Below are 23,024 nucleotides of genomic sequence, written 5' to 3' on the forward strand. Positions count from 1 at the left end.
GGGAGCCATTTTAGTGTGCGCGGCCCTGCTCAACGCCGAGACCGGTTTGTGAACGGATAAACTGGGCGCGGAATTTCTCGCGCTCAAGATTCCCTTCCGCTGAGTTGTCAGTGGCAGAGAAGACCCAGATACCGATGAAGGCCACCGCGATAGAGAAGAGCGCCGGATATTCATACGGGAAGATGGCGCTTTCATGTCCGAGGATCTGTACCCAGATGGTCGGGCCAAGGATCATCAGGATCACCGCCGTCAGCAGGCCAAGCCAGCCGCCAATCATCGCGCCACGCGTCGTCAGTTTTGACCAGTACATGGAGAGCAGAATGATAGGGAAGTTACAGCTCGCTGCGATGGAGAAGGCCAGGCCGACCATGAAGGCGATGTTCTGGTTTTCAAACAGGATCCCCAGCAGGATGGCGACCACCCCCAGCACCAGTACCGTGATTTTGGACACTTTCAGCTCATCGCGCTCGCTCGCCCCTTTACGCCAGACGTTGGCATACAGGTCGTGAGAAACCGCAGACGCGCCCGCCAGCGTCAGGCCGGCGACCACCGCCAGAATGGTGGCGAAGGCCACGGCGGAGATAAAGCCGAGGAACAAGTTACCGCCCACGGCATCGGCCAGGTGCACCGCCGCCATGTTGTTGCCGCCAATCAGTGCGCCCGCTGCGTCTTTGAAGGCCGGGTTCGCCCCCACCAGCATGATCGCACCAAAACCGATGATAAAGGTCAGGATGTAGAAGTAACCCATAAAGCCGGTGGCGTAGAAGACGCTCTTACGCGCTTCACGTGCATCGCTCACGGTGAAGAAACGCATCAGGATGTGCGGCAGGCCTGCGGTACCAAACATCAGTCCCAGCCCTAACGACAGGGCGGATATCGGATCTTTCACCAGTCCACCGGGGCTCATGATCGCTTCACCTTTCGGGTGGACCGCCATCGCTTCGGTAAACAGGTTATTGAAGCTAAATCCAACGTGCTTCATCACCATAAAGGCCATAAAGCTGGCACCAAACAGCAGCAGCACGGCTTTGATGATCTGAACCCAGGTGGTGGCGAGCATGCCGCCAAACAGCACATACATCACCATCAGTACGCCCACCAGCACCACGGCAATGTGGTAGTTGAGGCCGAACAGCAGCTGGATAAGCTTACCTGCCCCCACCATCTGGGCGATGAGGTAAAGGGCGACCACCACCAGCGAGCCGCAGGCGGAAAGCGTGCGGATAGGACCTTGCTTCAAACGATAGGATGCCACGTCGGCAAAGGTATAACGCCCGAGGTTACGCAGACGCTCGGCGATCAGGAACAGAATAATCGGCCAACCGACCAGGAAGCCGAGAGAGTAAATCAGCCCGTCGTAGCCGGAGGTGTACACCAGCGCGGAGATCCCGAGGAAGGAGGCGGCAGACATAAAGTCACCGGCAATCGCCAGCCCGTTCTGGAAGCCGGTAATGTTACCGCCTGCGGTGTAGTAGTCGTTACGGGAGCGAACGCGTTTTGATGCCCAGTAAGTGATGTAGAGCGTAAACACCACAAAAAGAAGGAACATCACAATGGCTTGCCAGTTGGTGGGCTGGCGTTCAACCGCACCGGTAATGGCATCCGCAGCGTTTGCCGCAAAGGGAAGGGTGGCGGCGAGCGCCGTCAAAACTCTCTTCATGATGCTTTTACCTCGCGCAGTACGGCCTTGTTCAGACGGTCAAATTCGCCGTTAGCGCGCCAGACATAGACGCCCGTCAGCACAAACGAAATTACAATCACGCCAATGCCAATCGGGATCCCGCGCGTGACGCTGGTGCCCGCATGCAGTGGCGTGCCGAGCCAGTGCGGCGCGAACGCAATCAGCAGAATAAAGCCGACATAGATAATCAGCATAATGATGGACAGCATGAAGGCAAACCGTTGCCGTTTTTCCACGAGCTCCCTGTAGTGCGCACTATTCTCTATCTGCTGACAAATATGGTCATTCATCACAGAGTCTCCAAAGGTAAGGTTGGTTTGTTTTTGTTCCCTCTCCCTGAGGGAGAGGGTTAGGGTGAGGGTGAAGGAAGGAGCGGTCTGATGCCCTCACCCCGCCCCTCTCCCACGGGGAGAGGGAGAAAATTATGAAGGCATTGCGATGGTCTGCTTCTCTTCGAGCAGTTTTTCCACCACGCCAGGATCCGCGAGCGTTGAGGTATCGCCAAGATTACTGGTATCGCCTGCGGCGATTTTGCGCAGAATGCGGCGCATAATCTTGCCGGAACGGGTTTTCGGCAGGGAGTCTGTCCAGTGCAGCACATCCGGCGTGGCAAGCGGGCCGATCTCTTTACGTACCCAGTTGCGCACCTCGGCATAGAGCTCCGGCGTTGGCTCTTCGCCATGATTTAACGTGACATAGGCATAAATCGCCTGGCCTTTAATATTGTGGGGGATGCCGACGACAGCGGCTTCCGCGATCTTCGGATGCGATACCAGCGCCGATTCGATTTCCGCCGTGCCCAGACGGTGGCCTGAGACGTTCAGTACGTCATCCACGCGGCCGGTGATCCAGTAGTAACCGTCTTCATCGCGACGGGCACCGTCACCGCTGAAATACATGTTTTTAAAGGTAGAGAAGTAGGTCTGCTCGAAGCGGTCATGATCGCCAAACAGCGTACGCGCCTGGCCTGGCCAGGAGTCGGTGATCACCAGGTTGCCCTCAGTAGCCCCCTCCAGCGCATTGCCTTCGTTATCCACCAGCGCAGGCTGGACGCCAAAGAAAGGACGCGTCGCAGAGCCCGCTTTCAGCTCGGTCGCACCCGGCAGCGGGGTGATCATGAAACCGCCGGTTTCGGTCTGCCACCAGGTGTCGATGACCGGGCATTTTTCATTACCAATCTTCTTCCAGTACCACTCCCACGCTTCCGGGTTGATGGGTTCACCCACGGAGCCCAGGATACGCAGCGAGGAACGATCGGTCCCTTCAATCGCTTTATCACCTTCTGCCATCAGGGCACGAATCGCGGTAGGGGCGGTATAGAGAATATTCACTTTATGCTTATCCACCACCTGGCTCATGCGCGCCGGGGTTGGCCAGTTTGGCACCCCTTCGAACATTAGCGTAGTGGCGCCACAGGCCAGCGGACCATACAGCAGATAGCTGTGGCCGGTGACCCAGCCTACGTCAGCAGTACACCAATAGATGTCGCCCGGATGGTAATCAAAGACATATTTGAAGGTGGTCGCCGCATACACCAGGTAGCCGCCGGTGGTATGCAGCACCCCTTTCGGCTTGCCGGTGGAGCCAGAGGTATAAAGGATAAACAGTGGATCTTCCGCGTTCATCTCCTCAGGCTGATGCTGGTCGCTGGCTTGCTCAATCAGATCGCTCCACCAGAGATCGCGGCCCGCCTGCCACTCAATGTTGCTACCGGTGCGTTTGAACACCACTACGTTGCTTACGCTTGTGACGTTCGGGTTTTTCAGGGCGTCATCGACGTTCTTTTTCAGCGGAATGGTACGGCCGGCACGTACGCCCTCGTCGGCGGTGATCACCAGTTTTGAGCTGGAGTCGATAATGCGGCCGGCAACCGCTTCCGGCGAGAAACCGCCAAAAATCACGGAGTGCACGGCACCGATGCGGGCGCAGGCCAGCATGGCAACCGCAGCTTCGGGCACCATTGGCATATAGATAGCGACCACATCGCCTTTTTTGATGCCCTGAGAGAGCAGCACGTTGGCAAAGCGGCAGACGTCGCGATGCAGTTCGCGGTACGTGATGTTTTTGCTCTGCGAGGCGTCGTCGCCTTCCCAGATAATGGCCGTCTGGTCGCCGCGCTCGGCGAGATGGCGATCGAGACAGTTCGCGGCCAGGTTCAGGGTGCCGTCTTCATACCATTTAATCGAGACGTTACCCGGCGCGAAGGAGGTGTTCTTTACCTTCTGATAAGGGGTCATCCAGTCGAGGATTTTTCCCTGCTCACCCCAAAAGATTTCAGGGCTGGAGACAGACTGTTGGTACTTCTCCTTGTACTGCTCCGGATTGATCAGGCAGCGGTCCGCAATGTTTGCGGGAATGTCGTGTTTGTGGATTTGGCTCATGGCTTTTTTCTCCTTGTAAGATGTTAATAATATGTCGCAAAAACGTTAATAGTAGGGGCTTTGCCAGCTTTGTTTACTATTTGGGCGACAGATCACGCAATAATTCAGGAGTTCAAAAAACGACCGAATAACACTTTATCTTAAAATAATTGCCCTCAATGATTATTTACATTTATGGATAAAAAAGCGTTTTTATAACAAAAGGTTATTAATCATCACTGGTGGAAATTAGCGTCATAAAGCATTTTGTCAGTCAAATGCCTCGTTCTTAAAGGCTTGCGCAGCATGGCATGCAAATGATACTGATACGCCGCGTTAAAAAACCCCATAAATGAACGCAACACAATTCATACCCTTTCAGTATGTGTCGTCCTCACGCTTTCGCGAGGCCGATCACTTCATTGAGGAAGTCTGTTTTTATGAAAAATTTGAAAGTCAGCCTGGCCTGGCAAATTTTGCTGGCCCTTGTGCTGGGTATCTTGTTGGGTAGTTATCTGCATTATCACAGTGACAGCCGCGAATGGTTGATCGCCAACTTGCTGTCGCCGGCAGGCGATATCTTTATTCATCTGATCAAGATGATTGTGGTCCCAATCGTTATCTCGACGCTGGTGGTAGGTATTGCGGGCGTGGGTGATGCGAAACAGCTGGGACGTATCGGGGCAAAAACCATCCTTTATTTCGAAGTGATCACTACGGTGGCTATCATTCTTGGCATCACGCTGGCAAACGTATTCCAGCCTGGTGCGGGTATTGATATGTCGCAGCTGGCAACGGTGGATATTTCGAAATACCAAAGCACAACGGCCGACGTGCAAAGCCATTCCCATGGCCTGATGGGCACGATCCTCGCGCTGGTTCCCACCAATATCGTGGCCTCCATGGCGAAGGGCGAAATGCTGCCAATTATCTTCTTCTCCGTCCTGTTTGGCCTGGGTCTGGCATCGCTGCCTTCTACCCACCGCGAGCCGCTGGTCACCGTGTTCCGCTCCATCTCCGAAACCATGTTCAAAGTTACCCACATGGTGATGCGTTATGCGCCGGTAGGGGTGTTCGCGCTGATCTCCGTCACCGTGGCCAACTTCGGTTTTGCCTCCCTGTGGCCGCTGGCGAAGCTGGTGATCCTGGTACACTTCGCCATCCTGTTCTTCGCGCTGGTGGTGCTGGGCATCGTGGCGCGACTGTGCGGGTTAAGCATCTGGATTTTGATTCGTATCCTGAAAGATGAGCTGATTCTGGCCTACTCTACCGCCAGCTCCGAGAGTGTACTGCCGCGTATCATCGAGAAGATGGAAGCCTATGGCGCACCGGCGTCGATTACCAGCTTCGTGGTGCCGACCGGCTACTCCTTTAATCTCGATGGCTCAACGCTGTACCAGAGTATTGCCGCGATCTTTATCGCCCAGCTGTACGGTATCGACCTCTCGCTGTGGCAGGAAATCGTGCTGGTACTGACCCTGATGGTGACCTCGAAAGGGATCGCGGGCGTGCCGGGCGTCTCTTTTGTTGTGTTGCTGGCCACGCTGGGAAGCGTGGGGATCCCGCTGGAAGGACTGGCGTTTATCGCCGGTGTTGACCGTATTCTCGACATGGCGCGTACCGCGCTGAACGTGGTGGGGAATGCTCTGGCGGTACTGGTTATCTCTAAATGGGAACACAAATTCGACCATAAAAAAGCGCTGGCGTATGAACGCGAGGTGCTGGGCCGTTTTGATAAGACTGCCGATCGGTAATGCCGCTTCCGCCCTCTTGCGAGGGCGGAATTTACTCCCCGCTTAACGCCTCAAACTCTTCGCAGCCGGTATCAAACCCTTCAGTACAGCTCAGATTAAACCAGTACAGCGCTTTCTGTTTATTTGGCGTGATAAAGCCTTTCTCTCCCTGCTGAAATACCTTCCCTGCCCAGTACTCGGCATAACCGGTGCGCGAAAGGGTAGAGCTGCGCTTAAACCAGTCTGCAGCCTGAACATCATCCTGCGCCACTTCCACACCGTTCGCGTAGATCAGCCCCAGCAGCAGTTGGGCATCCACGGCGGCGTCATCTTCGGTATTGGCTGCCGCTTTTTGCAGCAAGGTAAGCGCCTGCGGATAGTCGGGGGTTCCGGCTTCGGTATTGACCAGCAGGCGCGCCAGCATCACGGTGCCGGGCATACTGCCAGCCAGCATTGCCTGCTGGGCCAGCCCTTTTGCCTGCGGGTAATCGCCGTGCTTGAACTTGATCTGCGACAGCAGCGCCATGGCATCAACATCGCCACCGGTGGCCGCTTTTTCGGCCCACACCTCAGCCTGTTTATCGTTACCGGAGCTGTACCAGGTCTCTGCAAGGAGATACTGGGCGCGACTGTCGCCCGCCTCGGCCTGAGCCTGGTACTGGCTACCAATCTCATCGGCGCAGGCCAGGGAAGAGGAGAGCAGCAGCAGGTAGAGAAGATGTTTCATCTGTTCATTTCTTTTAAGGAGATTGCGCGCAGTATAAGCGGGGTACGAGAAGAAAAAAAAGGGTGCGTTAAGGCACAACATCCCACAATCGGGCGGGAAACCCCGCCCGCTGAAGTTAGCCTGCACCGCAGGCTAATTTAGCCGCCACTTCATGTTGCCCACTCTTTATTGTGAGTTCGCATAATGCACCGCGATTAATAAAGGTGAATAACACAATTGTCAGGCAAATAATTAATATGATGCCCAACGCATACTTTAATGGCGTCATGCCTTTTACTCCTTGCAAAGAAAAGAATAAGAGGCTACCAACAACTTGTTGGGAGTTGAGAGGTAGCCTCGGTTAATGGAAACATTACCGGGGCTTTTCACTTTCTGTCTCTCAACACGGCTTAAGACAGAAAGCCTTAAGCACCCGCCGTTATTCTTATTCGTATGAAATAAAAAGCAAAGATGTAAATACATATCGGGTTAATTACATTCTCTGGAAGGAAGGCCGCATAATAATATTCACAGAAATGAGTTTCTGTGAATATTATAAAAGTGGAATAAATAAATTATCCCGCAGCGCTTTCACGAAGTCGGTTTTTAAGCTGCTTATATTCCTCTTGTACATCGCGTTCGGCCGCCGCCTGATCGGCAATTGGCTCAACCCTTACGGCACAATATTTATACTCCGGCGTTTTTGTTATCGGGCTCAGGTTTTCCGTCACCAGTTCGTTGCAGGCCCCAATCCACCATTGATAGGTCATATACACCGCGCCTCGGTTTGGCCGTTCGCTGACCTGCGCCCGGGTCATTACGCGTCCTTTGCGCGATTGCACCCAGACCAGCGCCTCATCTTCAATGCCTAACCGGGCGGCATCGGCGGTATTGATCTGCACGTAGCCGGGTTCGTCCGCCAGGGCAGAGAGGGCGGCGCAGTTGCCGGTCATGGAGCGGCAGGAGTAATGGCCTACCTCGCGTACGGTAGAGAGCACCATCGGATACGCAGCGCTCAGCGTATCTATCGGTGCCGACCAGTCGCAGGTGTAGAACTGCGCCAGCCCGTTCGGGGTATCGAAGGATTCGGCAAAGAGCCAGGAGGTTCCTTGATCGTGGGCGGACTCATCCCGGCACGGCCACTGGATATACCCCAGCTCGCCCATTTTTTCGTAGGTGGCGCCGGTAAAGTTGGGGCAGAGATAGCGCAGTTCATCCCAGATCTGCTGCGTGTTGTCATAGTGCATGGGATAACCCATTCGGGTCGCGATCTCGCTGATGATCTGCCAGTCCGTTTTCAAATCCCACTGGGGCTCCACCGCCTTGAAAAAACGCTGGAATCCCCGATCTGCTGCGGTGTAGACCCCTTCATGTTCGCCCCAGGACGTAGACGGCAGTATGACGTCGGCGGCGGCGGCCGTTTTGGTCATAAAGATATCCTGCACAATGACCAGATCCAGCGCCGCGAAAGCTTCACGCACCGCCGACAGTTCGGCATCAGTTTGTAAGGGATCTTCGCCCATGATGTACGCGGCCCGCACCTCACCCTGCGCAACGCGATGCGGCAGCTCGCTTATCCGATAGCCGGGCCGCTCGGGCAGATGCTCAACGCCCCAGGCCCGGGCAAATTTTTCGCGATTTGCCGCGACGGTTACCGGCTGATAGCCCGGATAGACATCCGGCAGGGCGCCCATATCGCAGGCCCCCTGAACATTATTTTGCCCACGTACCGGATTAACGCCCACGTGCGCCTTGCCGAGATTGCCCGTCAGCATCGCCAGGCTGGTGAGGGCACGTACAGTCTCCACGCCTTGCCAGAACTGCGTTACCCCCATGCCCCACAGCAGGGTGGCGGTTTTTGCCCCGGCATACATCCGCGCGGCCTGACGGATATCCCGGGCGCTGACGCCGGTGATGGCTTCTACCGATTCCGGCGAATAGTTTTCGACAACGTTTCGATATTCGTCGAAACCTTCCGTTCGTGCGGCGATAAAGCTCGCGTCATACAATTTCTCGGTAATGATCACCTGCCCGATAGCATTGAGCAGGGCGATATTCGAACCATTTTTCAGCGCGATATGCAGGTCGGCGATGCGGGCAGTCTCTATCCGCCGGGGATCGCAGACAATAATTTTCGCGCCGTTCTGTTTCGCCTGAATGATGTGATTCGCCACGATTGGGTGTGAATCGGCCGGGTTGTAGCCAAAAATAAAGACCAGATCGGTATTATCGATCTCATTGATGGCATTGCTCATGGCGCCGTTACCCACCGACTGGTGCAGACCTGCAACCGAGGGGCCGTGTCAGACGCGCGCGCAGCAGTCGACGTTATTGGTGCCAATAACGGCGCGGGCAAATTTCTGCATCACATAGTTGGTTTCATTCCCGGTACCGCGAGACGAGCCCGTCGTCTGGATGGCATCCGGCCCGTATTGTTCTTTGATGGCGCTCAGGCGCCGGGCAACATAGTCCAGCGCCTCGTCCCAGCTTACGGCGACGAGCTTACCGCCGCGGACAGGGCGGATCATGGGGGTTTTCAACCGCGGGGTCAGGATCCCGGTATCGTTAATAAAGTCCCAGCCGTAGTAGCCCTTCAGGCACAACGTTCCTTGATTGGTCTTACCCTGTGCGGGCTCGGCCCGAACGATTTTGCCGTTATCGACCACCAGCGTTAACTTGCAACCGGAGGCGCAATAGGGGCAAACCGTGATGACGTTTTTCATCGGTACCGCTCCAGATAATCGAATTCATGGTTATTATGCAGGCCCATAAGACCTATTTTTATTGTGGAAATACCCTGACTTTACGGCGGATCCCTGGTCAATACCCTGATAGAAAACAGTCATTCGACAAAATCCCTGCGGGATGTGATGTCGCCTGAAATTTCGATACACAAAAGTCGAAACGGCTGGAGCCAGTGGCAGAATCGGCCAGACTGAAAGTGATCTTCCTGACGGAACTATGCGATGAAACCCGCGATCCTGGTCGTTGATGACGATACCGCCGTGTGCGAACTGCTGCAGGATGTGCTGAACGAGCATGTCTTTACGGTGCATGTGTGCCATACCGGCCATGAAGCCCTGCGCCTGGCGCAGAGCGACGCCTCCATCGCGCTGGTGCTGCTGGATATGATGTTGCCTGACATCAACGGGTTGCAGGTTTTACAGCAGCTACAAAAACAGCGTCCGGCGCTTCCGGTCATCATGCTTACCGGCTTAGGCAGCGAATCTGATGTGGTGGTGGGGCTGGAGATGGGGGCCGACGACTACATCGGTAAGCCTTTCAATCCCCGGGTGGTGGTGGCCCGGGTCAAAGCGGTGTTACGTCGTACCGGGGCGCTGGCCGCCGAGCCGGTCGCCGTTCGTCACGGCGGTATCAGCTTTAACGGCTGGACGCTGGATACCCAACGCTGCGAACTGAGCGACGCCCAGCGCAGCGTAGTGCCGCTTACCCAGGGAGAGTACAGCCTGCTGCTGGCGCTGACGCAAAACGCCCGCCGGGTGCTGAGCCGTGAACAGCTGCTGGAGCTGACGCATAGCGAAAGCGCCGACGTGTTTGATCGCACCATCGATGTGCTGATTATGCGTCTGCGGCGCAAAATTGAGGTGAATCCACATCAGCCGCTGCTCATTAAAACCATCCGCGGGCTGGGCTATGTCTTTTCAGCCGATGTGCTGGACGGCGACCGCGCCGCTTAACCCCTGACGATGCTCATCAATAAACTGCTGTAACTCCGGCAACGTTTTCGCACCGTCGATAGCATTGGCCGCCAGCAGGCTGGCGCGAGCGCAGGCGTGGGCCAGCAGGATACTCTCCTCCAGCGGCCGCGACTCATGACAACCGTATAAAAAACCGGCGCAAAACGCGTCGCCCGCTCCCACGCTACCGATGATCTCTGATTGCGACAGCCGCCAGGAGGGGATCCAGCGCCCCTCCTGACCGGACTCTTGCCCCCATGCGCCTTCCGGGCAGTGAATTACCAGCCGCTCGTTGACCCCTGCCGCCAGCAGCCGCGCAGCCGCCTGGGCGATATTGGCCAGATCGGGCGTATCCTGGCTGTCGCGCATCTCCAGCCCGCTGAACTCCCCCGCTTCCAGCTCGTTAATGACCAGATAATCAAGGTGACACAGGGCAGGGCGCACCAGCGGCTGATAGCGTGGGTCGCCCTTGCGGGAGACCAGGTCGAGGGAGGTTTTGAAGCCCCGATCGCGCATTTGCGCCAGCAGGCGAGCCCCGCGGGTGCCGAACGACGCGTCCGGCATGTCCAGGCTATCCAGCAGTAACAGATAGCCTAGGTGAAAGATTTTCAGGCTGTCGTCGAGCCGCTCGAAGGCCGGAAGATCCAGCAGACGATTGGCGCCGGGAGAGTGGAAAAAGGTGCGCTGGCCGCTGGGGTCGGTCATGACCTGCGACATGGATGTGGGGGCGAAGCTGGTGCGCTCTACCCGCTGGCGGTTGACGTGATACTGGTCGAGCATCGCCATAATGTAATCGCCGTCGTTATCTTCGCCAATCAGCCCCACCGCCTGCAAAGGCAGACCTGTGTGCATTTTTGCCAGCGTAAGCAGGACGTTGAGCGGAGCGCCTCCGGTGGCGCGCTCGCTGTGGGTGATCTCTGCCAGCCAGCCGCGCTCTGGCCAGTCGACGACCTGGTGAACATGATCCACCAGCATATTGCCTGCGGCGATAATGCCCTTGCGTTCCATCAGGCTTGCCCCGCGCTGCCGAAGATGCGCATCTGCTCAGCCACGGTGTCGGTGATCGCCTCTTCAATGCCCAGCAGCAACTCTGCGAACTCGTCATAAATCGGCTGTCGGTTGGCCATCCGCTGCTCGACCGAGGTCAACGCCGCCTGCGACATACCGGTATAGAAATTGATTTTATGAATTCCCAGTTCGATGGCGCGGCGGAAATCTGCATCGCTAATGCCGGAACCCCCATGCAGCACCAGCGGCAGACCGGTCTGCTGGCGAATGGCGTCGAGCCGGGCGAAATCCAGCTTCGGCTCACCTTTGTATTTGCCATGCGCATTGCCGATCGCCACCGCCAGGGCATCGATACCGGTTTGATCGACGAAATCACGGGCGAGCCGCGGATCGGTAAAGAATGCTTCATCCGCATGACCGTAGAGCGCGCCCCCTTCATCGCCTCCCACCGCTCCCAGTTCGGCCTCTACCGACACCCCAACCGCATGGCACATTTTCACCACTTCGCGGGTCTGGCGAATATTCTCCTCGTAGCTGAGGGTGGAGCCGTCGAACATCACCGAACTGAATCCTAAGCGCAATGCCCGCACTACCGCCTCAAAATGGAGGCCATGATCGAGGTTAAGTACCACAGGGATATCATGTCGGGCAGCTTCGAACCTCACCGCTTCCACCAGCGAGTCGAGGGAGAGATACTTAAAATGCACTTCGGCGATGTTGATAATAAACGGGGAGTTTTCTTGCCTGGCGGCGGCAAACAGCGCCCGCAGGAAATGGGAGTCGAGAACGTTAAACGCCCCCAGGGCATAGCGATGCTCACGGGCGTGAGCCAGCCCGTCGGCGAGAGAGATTAATGGCATGGTTCACTCCTTACAGGCGAAACAGGTTGTACTCGTTGCACAGCACCAGCACGGCGGGCTCGTCCTCTTCGACAGGGTTGTAGCGGGCTAATGGCTGCAAAAAGTGGTTATCGTGTTCATCGTCATTGACCGATGACACCTCGCCAACCAGCACATCGCCAAAGCCGCGCTCGCCCCAGAAGCTGTGATACAAACCCGGCGTCAGGCAGATGCTCTCGCCAGGCGTCAGGCGTAGCTGGCTTCCCGGTGCATGAGTCTGGATGTTGCCGTCGATAACCACCGTCACGTCGGTGTTTTCGGTCTCTTCGTGCCCGTCCGCATTCCACAGCTCGATAATTAAATTTCCCCCACCGCGGTTAACGATGTCTTCGCGTTTTCGCCAGTGGAAGTGCATGGGGGTAACTTGCCCGTCGCGGACGTGCATGATTTTTTCGGCGTAGCACTTCTCATAAGGCACGCCGTTGGGTGAACCGTTGCGCAGGGTAAACAGCGTCAGCCCCTGGGCGTAAAAGTTATTGCTGCCAAAGGTCGTCACGTCCCAGCCCAGTTTCAGGTCGAATACTTCACGCCAGGCGTGGCGATCCAGCTGTTGCCACTGGGTGGGGGGAAGCTGGCGAAAGGGGGTAAATGCACATTGTGCATAGAGAAAAATTGCCGCGTGTGGCCGAGGATTTCGTTTATGTCGGAGCGTTTCATGGGGACTCCTTGAATGATGTGCTGTCCCCCTCACCCCGACCTTCTCCCTCAAGGGAGAGGGAGGAAAGCTCCTGCGGCCTTCAGGCGGGAGAGGGTGAGGGGAAACAGGCCGCACAACGGTTACTTCACCGTCCAGCCTTTGTAATTACCCACACTGTTCTTATCAATCATCGTGACCGGGATCAGCACCGGCTCTTTTGGCGCCGGTTTGCCCTGCAGGATGTCATAGCCAATCTCGACCGCTTTGGCCGCCATCACCTGCGGGTCCTGCGCCGGGGTTGCCACGAACAGCGAGTTCTCCCGCTTCAGCGCCTCTTCCGCATCCGGGCTGCCATCCACCCCTACGATAAAGAACTCCTTACGCTGTGCCTGTTTTGCTGCCAGATCGGCGCCGATCGCCGTAGGATCGTTTATCGCGAAGACCCCATCAATCTTCGGATTAGCCGCCAGCAGGGAGGTCATCACCTCCAGCCCGCCTTCGCGGCTCCCTTTGGCGTTCTGGTTATCGGAAAGCACTTTGATATCCGGATGACGCTTGAACTCGGTCTGGCAGCCTTCCACGCGGTTTTGTACCGCAGAGACCGGCGGCCCGTTGATGATCACCACATTGCCTTTGCCTTTCAGGCGATCAGTAATGTATTTGCAGGCCATCTCCCCCGCCTGGGTGTTATCGGAGGTGATGGTCGCGTCGGCACCTTCTGCCGCCACGTCAACCGCGACCACAATAATTCCCGCCTCCTTCGCCCGCTTCACCGCCGGGCCGATACCCTTAGAATCTGCGGCGTTGAGAATGATCATGTCGACCTTCGCCGCAATAAAGTTATCAATCTGCGACACTTGTTGACCGAGGTCGTAGCCGCTGGAGACCAGCGTCACTTTCACGTTGTCCCCCGCCAGTTTGCGCGCTTCCAGCTCGGCGCCTTTGGTGATCTGTACAAAGAACGGGTTGGCGAGGTCACCTACCGTCACGCCGATGGACTTCAGTTCTTTCGCCTGCACAAACGGCGTTGCGGCAAGCAGTGCGCCGGCACAGAGCGCGGTAACAAGAGGTTTTAAACGCATACTTTTTTCCTCGATTCGTAGGGTATTGTTGTTATGCACTTTGATGGTGTCGGGTACGGTATTTATCGATCAGCACTGCAATGATGATCACCGCCCCTTTGATCACCAGTTGCCAGAAATAAGAGACCCCCATCAGGGTCATACCGTTATTAAGCGTGGCGATAATCAGCGCCCCCACCAGAGTGCCGGTGATGGTGCCAATGCCCCCCACAAAGCTGGTTCCGCCGAGGATCACCGCCGCGATGGCGTCCAGCTCATAGCCGGTGCCCAGGTTGCCGTTGGCGCTGTAGAGGCGGGAAGCGCTCATCACGCCACCCAGGCCAGAGAGCAGGCCGCTCATGCCGTAGACAAACAACAGCACCATCCATACCTTGATGCCGGTTAAGCGCGCCGCCTGCATGTTGCCGCCGACTGCGTAGATGTGTACCCCCAGGGTGGTGCGGCGCAAAATAAACCAGCAGACGACGATTACCGCCAGCGCGATCACCACCAGCCAGGGCACCGGGCCGAGATAGTTATTGCCGATCCACTCGAAGTTGATATTGGAGTTGATCACCGTCGTACCGTCGGCCAGCAGATAGGCCGCTCCGCGCAGCGCGGTATAGGTACCCAGGGTGACAATAAAGGGCGGCAGTCCGGCAAAGGCCACCAGCGCGCCGTTAAACAGCCCCAGCACCATGCCGAGCATCAGCGCCGCCGGCACCGACAACATGGCGAACTCCGGGATTAGCGAGACCACCATCGCCGCTACCGCGGTGGTACCCAGAATCGAGCCCACCGAGAGGTCAATGCCGCCGGTCAAAATAATGAAGGTCATTCCCGCTGCCAGCACGATGTTGATCGACGCCTGGCGGGTAATATTCAGCAGATTACTCTCGGTAAAGAAGTTGGGGGCGATAAAACCAAATACCGCCACGATCAGAATCAAAATCGGCAAAATGCCGATGGTTTGCATCAGATCGCCCATTAGCATTTTTTTGGCGGAGGCCGATTTGGCCACCTGCTGCGGAGTGTTGGAGTGCGTCATGGTTATACCGCCCGTTGATGAGAGTCGTTAACGCCGGTTGCCAGCGTCATGATGTTTTCTTGCGTGATATCCCCGCCGTGCAACTCACCCGCAATGCTGCCTTCACGCATGACATACACCCGATCGCTCATTCCCACCACCTCGGGTAGTTCGCTGGAGATCATCAGGATCGCCACCCCTTTGCGGGCCATCTGGTTCATGATCCGGTAGATCTCACTTTTGGCACCGACGTCCACGCCGCGCGTAGGTTCATCGAGGATCAAAATGCGCGGGCCGATAGCGACCCAGCGGGAGATAAGCAGTTTTTGCTGATTGCCGCCCGACAGGCCACCCGCCCGCACCTGTGAGTGGGGGACGCGGATATTGAGCAGGGCGATGGCATCGTCCGAGATCGACTGGGCTTTTTTGCGGTTTAACATTCCCCAACTGGCATCGCGCTCGAGCGTCGCCATGGTGATGTTCTCCTGGGCTGCCAGTTCCAGGAACAGCCCCTGTTCTTTGCGGTTTTCGGTTAAAAAGCCGATGCCCTGGTCGATGGCTGCGCGAGGGGAGTGAATGACCACCGGCTCGCCGTCTACCTCAATCATGCCGCCGGTGGCCTTGCGCACCCCGAAGATCAGCTGCGCCAGCTCGGAACGCCCCGCCCCGACAAGCCCGGCCAGACCCACGATTTCTCCGGATCTTACCTGCAGGCTGCACGGCTGTACTTTGCCGCTGTCGGTCAGGTGATGAACGTTGAGCCGCGGGCTGCCGAGAGGGATATCCCGTTCTTTGTTAAACAGATCGCTGAGAGGCCGGCCCACCATCATGCGCACCAGCTCCGGGGCGTTAAGCCTGTCGCGGGTCAGGCTACCTACGTATTGCCCGTCGCGCAGCACGCTGACGCGGTCGGAAAGCTCGTACACCTCTGCCATGCGGTGGCTGATGTAGATGATCGCCATCCCTTCATCGCGCAGGCGCATAATGAGTTCGAACAGGCGGTGAGTTTCGCGTGAGGAGAGGGCGGCGGTGGGTTCGTCCATCACCAGGATGCGGCTATTGCGGTGCAGGGCGCGGGCAATCTCCACCTGCTGCTGCTCGGCGATGGTCAGCCTCATCACCAGGTCGGTGGCTTTGAACTGGGCGCCGAGACGGTCAATTACCGCCTGCGCCTGGGCGGCCATCTCTTTGCGCTGCACCAGCCCCCCGCGTGACAGTTCGCTGCCGAGGAAGATGTTTTCCGCCACGGTGAGGTTGGGGGCCAGCTGCATCTCCTGGTAGATCAGGGTAATGCCTGCGGCCAGCGCATCCTTCGGCCCTTTGATATGAAACGGCTGACCATCAATCAGGATCTCACCGCTGGTGGCGGTATAGGCGCCTGCGAGGATCTTCATCAGCGTGCTCTTCCCGGCGCCGTTTTCGCCCATCAGGGCATGGATTTCGCCGGGGAAGACCGTCAGATCCACACCCTTAAGCGCATGGAAGTTGCCAAAGGTTTTGGCAATGTTGCGCATCTCTAAGACCGGGGTCCTGCTCATGGCGGCTCTCCTGAGGGGGTAGATATCCGCACTTCATCACACCCTGATAAATGCAAAATGTCAGAAGCCATTCATATTTGTCATAGTTATGAATAAGTAATGTGGATCACATTTCCCCTCACCCTAACCCTCTCCCCGCAGGGGAGAGGGGACCGCGCGGTGCATGCTTTTCCCCAAAGGAGCCGCACGGTGCATGCCTTTCTCCCTCGCCCCACCGGGGAGAGGGGACCGCACGGTGCATGCCTTTCCCCCTCGCCCCTCTGGGGAGAGGGCCGGGGTGAGGGGACAAAAAACGCCGAGGAACCTAACCCTATGTCATCACGCCGCCCCTCGTTTTTTGCCAGCGCCCGCGGCCGCCTGTTGATCTTCAATCTACTGGTCGTTGCGGTAACGCTGATGGTAAGCGGGGTGGCGATACTCGGGTTTCGCCACGCCAGCCAGATTCAGGAACTGGTGCAGCAGCAGACGCTGGACGACATGACCGGCAGCATGAATCTGGCGCGGGAGACGGCGAATGTGGCCACCTCCGCAGTACGTTTATCGCAGGTGGTAGGCGCGCTGGAGTACAAAAGCGAAGCGGAACGGCTGAAGCAGACGCAAACGGCGCTGCGCCGCTCGCTGGAGACGCTGGCAGCGGCGCCGCTGGCCCGCAAAGAGCCTGCGCTGGTGGCGCGAATTATTGAGCGCAGCAATGCGTTGCAGCAAAGCGTCACCGGGATGCTGGAGCGCGGCCAGCGCCGCCATCTGGAGCGCAATGCGTTATTGAGCGCACTCTGGCAGAGCCAGAGTTATTTACGACACCTGCAGGATATTAACCGCCGCTTTGGCGGTAACCAGCCGGATGGGCAGTTACTGAGCGAGATGGCGCGGTTACTGATCGCGGCCATCGAAACCCCCTCTCCCCGGGCGACCATACAGCAACTGGAAGCGGTGATGGCCTCGCTGCCGCATACCGCCGCGCAGCCTCTGGTTAATTTTGTGCTGCCGGACTTTAACGCCGAGTTACGCAGACTGGCTCCCTTATCCAGGCAACTGGAGGAGAGCGATCTGGCCATTAGCTGGTATATGTTCCACATCAAGGCGCTGGTAGCGATATTGAACAGCGACATTAATCTCTATGTGGAGCAGGTGGCGGCGGCCTCCGAACTGCGTACTCGCCAGAGCCACCAGGAGCTGCGCTCAATCAGCCTGTTTATCACGGCGTTTGCCCTGCTGGCGCTGGTGATCACCGGTTTTGCCGGCTGGTACATCTATCGCAATCTGGGGTCGAACCTGACGGCGATCTCCCGGGCGATGTCACGCCTTGCTCATGGTGAGCAGGAGGTGTCGGTACCCGGTCTGCAACGCCGGGATGAACTGGGGGAACTGGCGCGTTCGTTCAGCGTCTTTGCCCGAAATACCGCGTCTCTGCAGCACACGACCCGGTTGCTGAAGGAGAAGAGTGGCCAGATGGAGATTGACCGTATCGAACGTCAGGGGCTGGAAGAGGCGCTGCTGCATAGCCAGAAGATGAAGGCCGTCGGGCAACTGACGGGCGGACTGGCGCATGATTTTAACAATCTGTTGGCGGTGATTATTGGCAGCCTGGAGCTGATTGACCCTGCATCGCCAGAGGCGTCACGGGTGGGGCGCGCCCTGAAGGCGGCGGAGCGCGGGGCGCTCCTCACGCAGCGATTGCTGGCCTTTTCGCGTAAGCAGTCGCTGCATCCACGGGCGATAGAGATGAAACCGATGCTGGAAAACCTCGGGGAGCTGATGCGCCACTCGCTGCCCGCCACGCTTTCGCTGGACATCGAAGCCCAGCACCCGGCATGGCCGGCGTGGATCGACGTCAGTCAGCTGGAAAACGCCATTATCAATCTGGTGATGAACGCACGCGATGCGATGGAGGGGCAGAGTGGCGTGATTAAGATCCGCACCTGGAACCAGCGCGTGACCCGTAGCGACGGGCGGCGACAGGACATGGTGGCGCTGGAGGTTATCGATCATGGCTGCGGCATGTCACAGGCGATCAAAGCCCAGGTATTTGAGCCCTTCTTCACCACCAAACAGACCGGGAGCGGCAGCGGGCTGGGGTTGTCGATGGTCTATGGCTTTGTGCGTCAGTCTGGCGGGCGGGTCGAGATCGAGAGTGCGCCGGGCCAGGGCACCGTCGTCAGGCTCCAGCTGCCACGGGCTACCCAGCAGGCAGCGATCCACAGCGAAACGACGCATGCTGAAGCGGCACCGCACAGTGACCGGCTGATACTGGTGCTGGAGGACGAAGCCGATGTGCGTCAGACGTTGTGCGAACAGCTGCATCAACTGGGCTATCTGACCTTGGAGGCTGAAACCGGCCAGCAGGCACTGCGGATGCTGGAGGCCTCGCCGGATATTGAGATCTTTATCAGTGATTTAATGCTGCCTGGCGCGTTAAGCGGCGCAGAGGTGATCAACCATGTTCGCGTCCATTTCCCCCACCTGCCGCTGCTGCTGATGAGCGGCCAGGATCTGCGCCCGGCCCATAACCCTGCGCTGCCCGACGTGGAGCTGTTGCGTAAACCTTTTACCCGCGCTCAGCTGGCGCAGGCGCTGCGGAAGGTGACGCTGAATTGAGATTCCTCCGCTACTCGCGTTATTGGCCTTTCATTACCGTAAAGCCAGCCCCTTTGCGAGACTGGCTCTATGAAACGTTACTCTACCGCCCTGATATTTTGCCTGCTGTCTTTCACCAGTCAGCTGGCGCATGCCGATATTGTTGATGACGCCATTGGCAATATTCAGCAGGCGATCAACGACGCCTATAACCCTAATAGCAACCGCAACAATGATGACGACGATCGTTATGATCAGAGACGGCGTAGCGACAGCCGTCAGTATGACGAGCGCCGCAGACAGCTAGAGGACCGTCGCCAGCGCCTGGATGAGCGTCAGCGCCAGCTTGATGATGACAGGCGCCGCTTAGAGGATGATGAGAGCAGGCTGGAAGAGGATTATGATCGGTGACATTGTGCGGTCTGATGCCCTCACCCCGACCCTCTCCCACGGGGAGAGGGAGGAAAACCGTTCCGGCCCTCTCGTACGGGAAGAGGGAGGAAATCGGTTCCGGCTTTCCTGAAGGGAGAAAACTAGTCCAGCGCCAGCACCATCCCGTCATACCCTGCTTCAAACCCTTCCGGTAGCGGGTTATCCATCATCCACACGTCGAATTGATGACTAATGTGGGTGAGGATCACCTGCGGACAGCCAATGACCTCATTTAGCGCAATCACGGTATTTAAATCGCAGTGGTTGCGCGGCGCTTCATCGCGCGGTGCGTGGCTGCAGTCGATGATAATCACCTGCGGTTGGTTATTGAGTAAGAACTTGACCGTTTTCTCGGGCAGCGTGCTGGTATCCGAAAGCCACGCTACGCGGCTATGGGCGCTCTCCAGCAGGTAGCCAAACGTGAGTTTTGAGTGGTTAAGCGGCAGGGGCGTGACCCGCAGCCCCTGGAGTTCAAAAACCACAAAGGGCTCAAGCGTATGGCTAAAATCCAGCAGCCCAGGGTGTTTAAACAAATCGTCGCAGCCGGCGTCGTCCGGCGGGCCGTAGACCGGTATGGTCGCGCCCACGCCCCAGCGAAGCGGGAACAGCCCCTGAACGTGATCCATATGGTAATGGGTGAGGAGAAATTGCTGGAAGCTGCCCGCGGGCCAGTCATCCATCAGCTGCGGGATCCCCGCATCCAGCAAGGTCACTGCGTCGTTGAATTTGACCACCGCGCTACAGGGACGGCGGCGGTACTCCTCCTGCAAGCGCGCCCGACGACACGCCATGCAGTCGCAACCAAACACCGGTACCAGCTGGGCACCACCGGTGCCTGTCAACGTAATCGTCAAACTCATCACTCACCCTCTCTACAGCGGTTTGGTGAAGCGAAAATGGCTCTGCGTATAGCCTTCACGAAGGTAAAAACGGTGAGCGTCGGTGCGCTTCACGCTGGTGGAGAGCTCTGTCAGTTCCGCTCCCGCCTGGCGGGCAACCTCCTCGGCCCAGGCCAGCAGCTGACTGCCCACCTTCAGGCCGCGCGCCTGCGGCATCACCACCAGCTCCTGGATCTCGCCGATCCAGCGGGCGTGATGCAGATGAAACTGCATATGCAGGCCGATCATGCCGATGACCTGCCCGTCCAGTTCGGCCAGTTGATAGCGCATATTGTGATCCTGAAGATTGGCAAGAAAACCGGCGTGAAACGCCTGGTGATCGAACTCGGCCTGCTTCAGTTCGCAGACCAGGGCGTAAACTGTCTGGGCGTCGTCGGCGGCGGCGGGGCGAAGATGGCAGTCAGGCATGCAGTTTCTCCTTTTGACGGATAAGCGATAAAAAGGTACCGACTGACTGTAGCAAACTTCCGTCGTTGTTGAGGAGATGGCAGTCCGCTGGGGTATAGCGCGCCGCGCGCGCCAGTCGCTGCTCTATCTCATGATCCGACTCGCGTCCCCGGCTTTGCAGTCGGCTACGCAGAATCTCTGGCGACACCTGCAGGCAGACGGGCATCAGCGCCGCTTCATAGCGGGCACGGGCCTGCGGCAGGTGGGCGCGTGAGCCATTGACCAGCACGTCAAACCCGGCATGTAGCCACAGGTCAATCTCAATACCGACCCCGTAATAGAAGCCGTTGGCGTGCCAGCTCAGCGCCAGCAGATTTTGCCCGGCGCGGGTAAAAAATTCCTGCTCGCTGAGGGCAATATGATTTTCACTCCCGGCGTTGGCCGCGCGAGTAATGTAGCGATGCGCCACCAGCAGTTGGGTATGTTCTTGCTGCCGTAACGCCGACAATAAGCTGTCTTTACCGGAGCCCGAGGGGCCCATTAACCAGATAAGTCGTCCCATCAGAACACCCGTTTACCCTGACGCCAGACGTGGTCGATATGGATGTGCTCGCCCTTGCGATGCGCGAGCACCAGATCCGCCCGTTTGCCCTCGGCAATTTCGCCCCGATCGTGAAGATTGAGCGCCGTTGCCGGGTTTTTTGTCACCAGGCGAATGGCCTGAGACAAGGTGAAACTATTGCCTTCGTCATCCGCCACGCGAAAAGCCGCGTCCAGCAGGCTCGCTGGGTAGTAATCGGAAGAGAGAATATCCAGCAGGCCAAGGGATGCCAGTTTGCTGGCCGCCACGTTGCCGGAGTGCGAGCCGCCGCGCACGATGTTAGGTGCCCCCATCAGCACATTCATGCCGTGCTGGCGCGAGGCGTCTGCCGCTGCAAACGTGGTAGGAAATTCGGCGATCACGCTGCCAAGTTGATGAGATTCGCGTACATGCTCGGGCGTGGCGTCGTCGTGGCTGGCCAACGCGATGTAACGATCCCGGCACAATGCGGCTATGGCGAGGCGATTCGGCTGCGACCACCGTGCTGCAAGCTGAAGCTGTTCTTCTTCGTAGCGGGCCATCTCTTCGTTGTTCAGAGAATATTTGCCCTGGTAGTACTCACGGTATTTTTCAATATTGGCGAACTGACGCTGGCCGGGCGAGTGATCCATCAGCGAGACCAGCGAAACCGGCTCGCGCTCTACCAGCTTTTCAAAGAGCGGCAGGGTGGTGTGGTGCGGCAGTTCGCAGCGCAGATGCAGACGGTGCTCGGCACGGTTGAGGCCGCGTTTCTGCGTCTCTTCCACGGCGTTGATCATCTTCTCCAGATTCTCAAGACGATCGCCACCGTCGCGCACGTCGCCAATCGCCACCGCGTCCAGCACCGTGGTGATGCCGCTGGCGACCATCAATGCGTCGTGGCTGCTCATCGCCGAATGGGCGGGCCAGTCGACTTTCGGGCGCGGGGTGAAAAATTTATCCAGATTATCGGTATGCAGCTCAATCAGTCCCGGCAGCAGCCAGCCGCCGTCGCCATCCATCGCCTCAGGGGAGCGGCTCTGGGTTTCGGCAAAGGCGCGGATGATGCCCTCCTGAATTTCAACCGAGCCATCAACGACCTCATTTTCCAGCACCAGTTTGACGTTATTAATAATCATGCGTGGGTCCCCATCGGGTGCAATCTGTCTGCGACGCGATCGCGTACGGCGTCGTCGTGGAAGATCCCGACGATCGCTGCGCCGCGCGCTTTGGCCTGTTCGATCAGTTCAATTACTGCTGCGCTGTTTTTGTTGTCGAGCGAGGCGGTGGGTTCGTCGAGCAACAAAATGGGATAATCGACGATAAACCCCCGGGCAATGTTGACGCGCTGCTGTTCGCCGCCGGAAAAGGTCGAGGGGGCAAGGTGCCACAGGCGCTCCGGCACGTTCAGGCGCGTTAGCAGGCTGGCGGCTTTGGCGGCGCAGGTTTCACGCGGCACGCCCAGATCCAGCAGGGGCTGCATCACCACATCCAGAGCTGAGATCCGCGGGATCACCCGCAGGAACTGGCTGACCCAGCCGATCGTTGAGCGACGCACCTCCAGCACTTTGCGCGCCGGAGCCTGCACCAGATCCACCCACTCGTTGTGATGGCGAATATGAATGTGGCCTTCGTCCGGCAGGTAGTTGGCATACAGGGAGCGCAGCAGGGTCGATTTTCCGCTGCCGGAGTGGCCATGCAGCACCACGCATTCGCCGTTGCTGACCTCCAGCGAGGCGTTTTGCAGTACCGGCAGGCGCACGCCGCTTTGCTGGTGGAGCACAAAGGTCTTACTCACGTTTTCTACGCGGATCATGTTGGCCTC

At 57.8% G+C, this 23,024-nt stretch carries 20 protein-coding genes and 1 pseudogene; 4 read left to right on the top strand and 17 right to left on the bottom strand.

Features of this window, described 5'->3' with window-relative positions; translation table 11 throughout:
* Positions 1 to 10 precede the first annotated feature (10 nt).
* From actP to acs, 3 genes are all read right to left on the bottom strand, one after another.
* Positions 11 to 1,660, bottom strand: a complete 1,650-nt coding sequence (actP, locus tag JZ655_RS01395) for a cation/acetate symporter ActP (RefSeq protein WP_046885523.1) — start codon at positions 1,658 to 1,660, stop codon at positions 11 to 13.
* Entirely contained in the window at positions 1,657 to 1,971 is a 315-nt protein-coding gene (locus JZ655_RS01400) for a DUF485 domain-containing protein (RefSeq protein ID WP_046885522.1), read from the bottom strand. The genes actP and JZ655_RS01400 overlap by 4 nt, the downstream gene beginning before the upstream one ends.
* A 132-nt stretch (positions 1,972 to 2,103) precedes the next feature.
* Complete coding sequence (gene acs / locus JZ655_RS01405; RefSeq protein WP_207292818.1) at positions 2,104 to 4,062, bottom strand: acetate--CoA ligase; 1,959 nt, start codon at positions 4,060 to 4,062, stop codon at positions 2,104 to 2,106.
* A gap of 419 nt (positions 4,063 to 4,481) precedes the next feature.
* Here acs and gltP point away from each other — a divergent pair, with 419 nt between their 5' ends.
* Complete coding sequence (gene gltP, locus JZ655_RS01410; RefSeq protein WP_046885520.1) at positions 4,482 to 5,795, top strand: glutamate/aspartate:proton symporter GltP; 1,314 nt, start codon at positions 4,482 to 4,484, stop codon at positions 5,793 to 5,795.
* A 31-nt stretch (positions 5,796 to 5,826) separates the two neighbouring features.
* Here gltP and JZ655_RS01415 read toward each other — a convergent pair whose 3' ends face one another.
* From JZ655_RS01415 to fdhF, 3 genes are all read right to left on the bottom strand, one after another.
* Entirely contained in the window at positions 5,827 to 6,501 is a 675-nt protein-coding gene (locus tag JZ655_RS01415) for a tetratricopeptide repeat protein (protein WP_046885519.1), read from the bottom strand.
* A gap of 115 nt (positions 6,502 to 6,616) precedes the next feature.
* A complete protein-coding gene (locus tag JZ655_RS01420) occupies positions 6,617 to 6,769 on the bottom strand; it encodes a Hok/Gef family protein (protein WP_040077580.1) in 153 nt (50 codons plus the stop codon).
* Positions 6,770 to 7,055: 286 nt separating this feature from the next.
* Positions 7,056 to 9,203 carry a formate dehydrogenase subunit alpha gene (gene fdhF / locus JZ655_RS01425; protein WP_207292819.1) on the bottom strand — a complete coding sequence of 716 codons (2,148 nt, stop codon included), beginning with the start codon at positions 9,201 to 9,203 and terminating at the stop codon, positions 7,056 to 7,058.
* A 243-nt stretch (positions 9,204 to 9,446) separates the two neighbouring features.
* On the opposite strand from fdhF, the gene JZ655_RS01430 reads away from it, so the two are divergent.
* Positions 9,447 to 10,178, top strand: coding sequence for a response regulator (locus tag JZ655_RS01430; RefSeq protein ID WP_040077577.1), 732 nt, complete (start codon positions 9,447 to 9,449; stop codon positions 10,176 to 10,178).
* On the opposite strand, the gene JZ655_RS01435 is transcribed toward JZ655_RS01430, so the two are convergent.
* The 6 genes and pseudogenes from JZ655_RS01435 to JZ655_RS01460 form a co-directional block, all read right to left on the bottom strand.
* Entirely contained in the window at positions 10,143 to 11,186 is a 1,044-nt protein-coding gene (locus tag JZ655_RS01435) for a carbohydrate kinase family protein (protein ID WP_207292820.1), read from the bottom strand. The genes JZ655_RS01430 and JZ655_RS01435 overlap by 36 nt on opposite strands.
* On the bottom strand, positions 11,186 to 12,046 hold the full coding sequence (locus JZ655_RS01440; RefSeq protein WP_040077576.1) for a ketose 1,6-bisphosphate aldolase: 861 nt from the start codon (positions 12,044 to 12,046) through the stop codon (positions 11,186 to 11,188). Before JZ655_RS01440 ends, JZ655_RS01435 begins: the two co-directional genes overlap by 1 nt.
* Positions 12,047 to 12,056: 10 nt before the next feature.
* Positions 12,057 to 12,742, bottom strand: a pseudogene (locus JZ655_RS01445) (D-lyxose/D-mannose isomerase).
* 120 nt (positions 12,743 to 12,862) lie between these two features.
* Entirely contained in the window at positions 12,863 to 13,804 is a 942-nt protein-coding gene (locus JZ655_RS01450) for an ABC transporter substrate-binding protein (protein ID WP_046885513.1), read from the bottom strand.
* 31 nt (positions 13,805 to 13,835) lie between these two features.
* Positions 13,836 to 14,831 carry an ABC transporter permease subunit gene (locus JZ655_RS01455; protein ID WP_040077573.1) on the bottom strand — a complete coding sequence of 332 codons (996 nt, stop codon included), beginning with the start codon at positions 14,829 to 14,831 and terminating at the stop codon, positions 13,836 to 13,838.
* Between the two features lie 2 nt (positions 14,832 to 14,833).
* Positions 14,834 to 16,348 (bottom strand): sugar ABC transporter ATP-binding protein, encoded by a 1,515-nt coding sequence (locus JZ655_RS01460; protein WP_040077572.1) that lies wholly within the window; start codon positions 16,346 to 16,348, stop codon positions 14,834 to 14,836.
* Between the two features lie 312 nt (positions 16,349 to 16,660).
* Between JZ655_RS01460 and JZ655_RS01465 the strand changes: the two genes are divergently transcribed.
* Complete coding sequence (locus JZ655_RS01465) at positions 16,661 to 18,943, top strand: ATP-binding protein (protein ID WP_207292821.1); 2,283 nt, start codon at positions 16,661 to 16,663, stop codon at positions 18,941 to 18,943.
* A 69-nt stretch (positions 18,944 to 19,012) separates the two neighbouring features.
* Positions 19,013 to 19,333 carry a DDRRRQL repeat protein YjdP gene (gene yjdP, locus JZ655_RS01470; protein ID WP_207292822.1) on the top strand — a complete coding sequence of 107 codons (321 nt, stop codon included), beginning with the start codon at positions 19,013 to 19,015 and terminating at the stop codon, positions 19,331 to 19,333.
* Positions 19,334 to 19,455: 122 nt separating this feature from the next.
* Here yjdP and phnP read toward each other — a convergent pair whose 3' ends face one another.
* Genes phnP through phnL form a run of 5 tightly spaced genes read right to left on the bottom strand, consistent with a single transcriptional unit; the run spans position 19,456 to position 23,015 of the window.
* Complete coding sequence (gene phnP, locus JZ655_RS01475; RefSeq protein ID WP_040077570.1) at positions 19,456 to 20,214, bottom strand: phosphonate metabolism protein PhnP; 759 nt, start codon at positions 20,212 to 20,214, stop codon at positions 19,456 to 19,458.
* A gap of 12 nt (positions 20,215 to 20,226) precedes the next feature.
* A complete protein-coding gene (phnO, locus tag JZ655_RS01480) occupies positions 20,227 to 20,661 on the bottom strand; it encodes an aminoalkylphosphonate N-acetyltransferase (RefSeq protein WP_207292823.1) in 435 nt (144 codons plus the stop codon).
* On the bottom strand, positions 20,654 to 21,205 hold the full coding sequence (gene phnN / locus JZ655_RS01485) for a ribose 1,5-bisphosphokinase (protein ID WP_154298836.1): 552 nt from the start codon (positions 21,203 to 21,205) through the stop codon (positions 20,654 to 20,656). Before phnN ends, phnO begins: the two co-directional genes overlap by 8 nt.
* Complete coding sequence (phnM, locus tag JZ655_RS01490; RefSeq protein WP_207292824.1) at positions 21,202 to 22,338, bottom strand: alpha-D-ribose 1-methylphosphonate 5-triphosphate diphosphatase; 1,137 nt, start codon at positions 22,336 to 22,338, stop codon at positions 21,202 to 21,204. Before phnM ends, phnN begins: the two co-directional genes overlap by 4 nt.
* A complete protein-coding gene (phnL, locus tag JZ655_RS01495; RefSeq protein WP_207292825.1) occupies positions 22,335 to 23,015 on the bottom strand; it encodes a phosphonate C-P lyase system protein PhnL in 681 nt (226 codons plus the stop codon). The genes phnM and phnL overlap by 4 nt, the downstream gene beginning before the upstream one ends.
* Positions 23,016 to 23,024 lie beyond the last annotated feature (9 nt).

The organism is Leclercia pneumoniae, from assembly GCF_017348915.1.
In the GTDB taxonomy this organism is placed as follows: Bacteria; Pseudomonadota; Gammaproteobacteria; order Enterobacterales; family Enterobacteriaceae; genus Enterobacter; species Enterobacter pneumoniae.

What these genes read in the sequence shown, in the direction of transcription:
- JZ655_RS01400 (WP_046885522.1), bottom strand. Translation starts at nt 1,971, where the DNA reads ATGAATGACCATATTTGTCAGCAGATAGAGAATAGTGCGCACTACAGG.
- JZ655_RS01440 (WP_040077576.1), bottom strand. Translation starts at nt 12,046, where the DNA reads ATGCCATTAATCTCTCTCGCCGACGGGCTGGCTCACGCCCGTGAGCAT.
- gltP (WP_046885520.1), top strand. Translation starts at nt 4,482, where the DNA reads ATGAAAAATTTGAAAGTCAGCCTGGCCTGGCAAATTTTGCTGGCCCTT.
- yjdP (WP_207292822.1), top strand. Translation starts at nt 19,013, where the DNA reads ATGAAACGTTACTCTACCGCCCTGATATTTTGCCTGCTGTCTTTCACC.
- JZ655_RS01465 (WP_207292821.1), top strand. Translation starts at nt 16,661, where the DNA reads ATGTCATCACGCCGCCCCTCGTTTTTTGCCAGCGCCCGCGGCCGCCTG.
- JZ655_RS01455 (WP_040077573.1), bottom strand. Translation starts at nt 14,831, where the DNA reads ATGACGCACTCCAACACTCCGCAGCAGGTGGCCAAATCGGCCTCCGCC.
- JZ655_RS01420 (WP_040077580.1), bottom strand. Translation starts at nt 6,769, where the DNA reads ATGACGCCATTAAAGTATGCGTTGGGCATCATATTAATTATTTGCCTG.
- actP (WP_046885523.1), bottom strand. Translation starts at nt 1,660, where the DNA reads ATGAAGAGAGTTTTGACGGCGCTCGCCGCCACCCTTCCCTTTGCGGCA.
- JZ655_RS01430 (WP_040077577.1), top strand. Translation starts at nt 9,447, where the DNA reads ATGAAACCCGCGATCCTGGTCGTTGATGACGATACCGCCGTGTGCGAA.
- phnO (WP_207292823.1), bottom strand. Translation starts at nt 20,661, where the DNA reads ATGCCTGACTGCCATCTTCGCCCCGCCGCCGCCGACGACGCCCAGACA.
- acs (WP_207292818.1), bottom strand. Translation starts at nt 4,062, where the DNA reads ATGAGCCAAATCCACAAACACGACATTCCCGCAAACATTGCGGACCGC.
- JZ655_RS01450 (WP_046885513.1), bottom strand. Translation starts at nt 13,804, where the DNA reads ATGCGTTTAAAACCTCTTGTTACCGCGCTCTGTGCCGGCGCACTGCTT.
- JZ655_RS01460 (WP_040077572.1), bottom strand. Translation starts at nt 16,348, where the DNA reads ATGAGCAGGACCCCGGTCTTAGAGATGCGCAACATTGCCAAAACCTTT.
- phnP (WP_040077570.1), bottom strand. Translation starts at nt 20,214, where the DNA reads ATGAGTTTGACGATTACGTTGACAGGCACCGGTGGTGCCCAGCTGGTA.
- JZ655_RS01415 (WP_046885519.1), bottom strand. Translation starts at nt 6,501, where the DNA reads ATGAAACATCTTCTCTACCTGCTGCTGCTCTCCTCTTCCCTGGCCTGC.
- phnM (WP_207292824.1), bottom strand. Translation starts at nt 22,338, where the DNA reads ATGATTATTAATAACGTCAAACTGGTGCTGGAAAATGAGGTCGTTGAT.
- phnL (WP_207292825.1), bottom strand. Translation starts at nt 23,015, where the DNA reads ATGATCCGCGTAGAAAACGTGAGTAAGACCTTTGTGCTCCACCAGCAA.
- JZ655_RS01435 (WP_207292820.1), bottom strand. Translation starts at nt 11,186, where the DNA reads ATGGAACGCAAGGGCATTATCGCCGCAGGCAATATGCTGGTGGATCAT.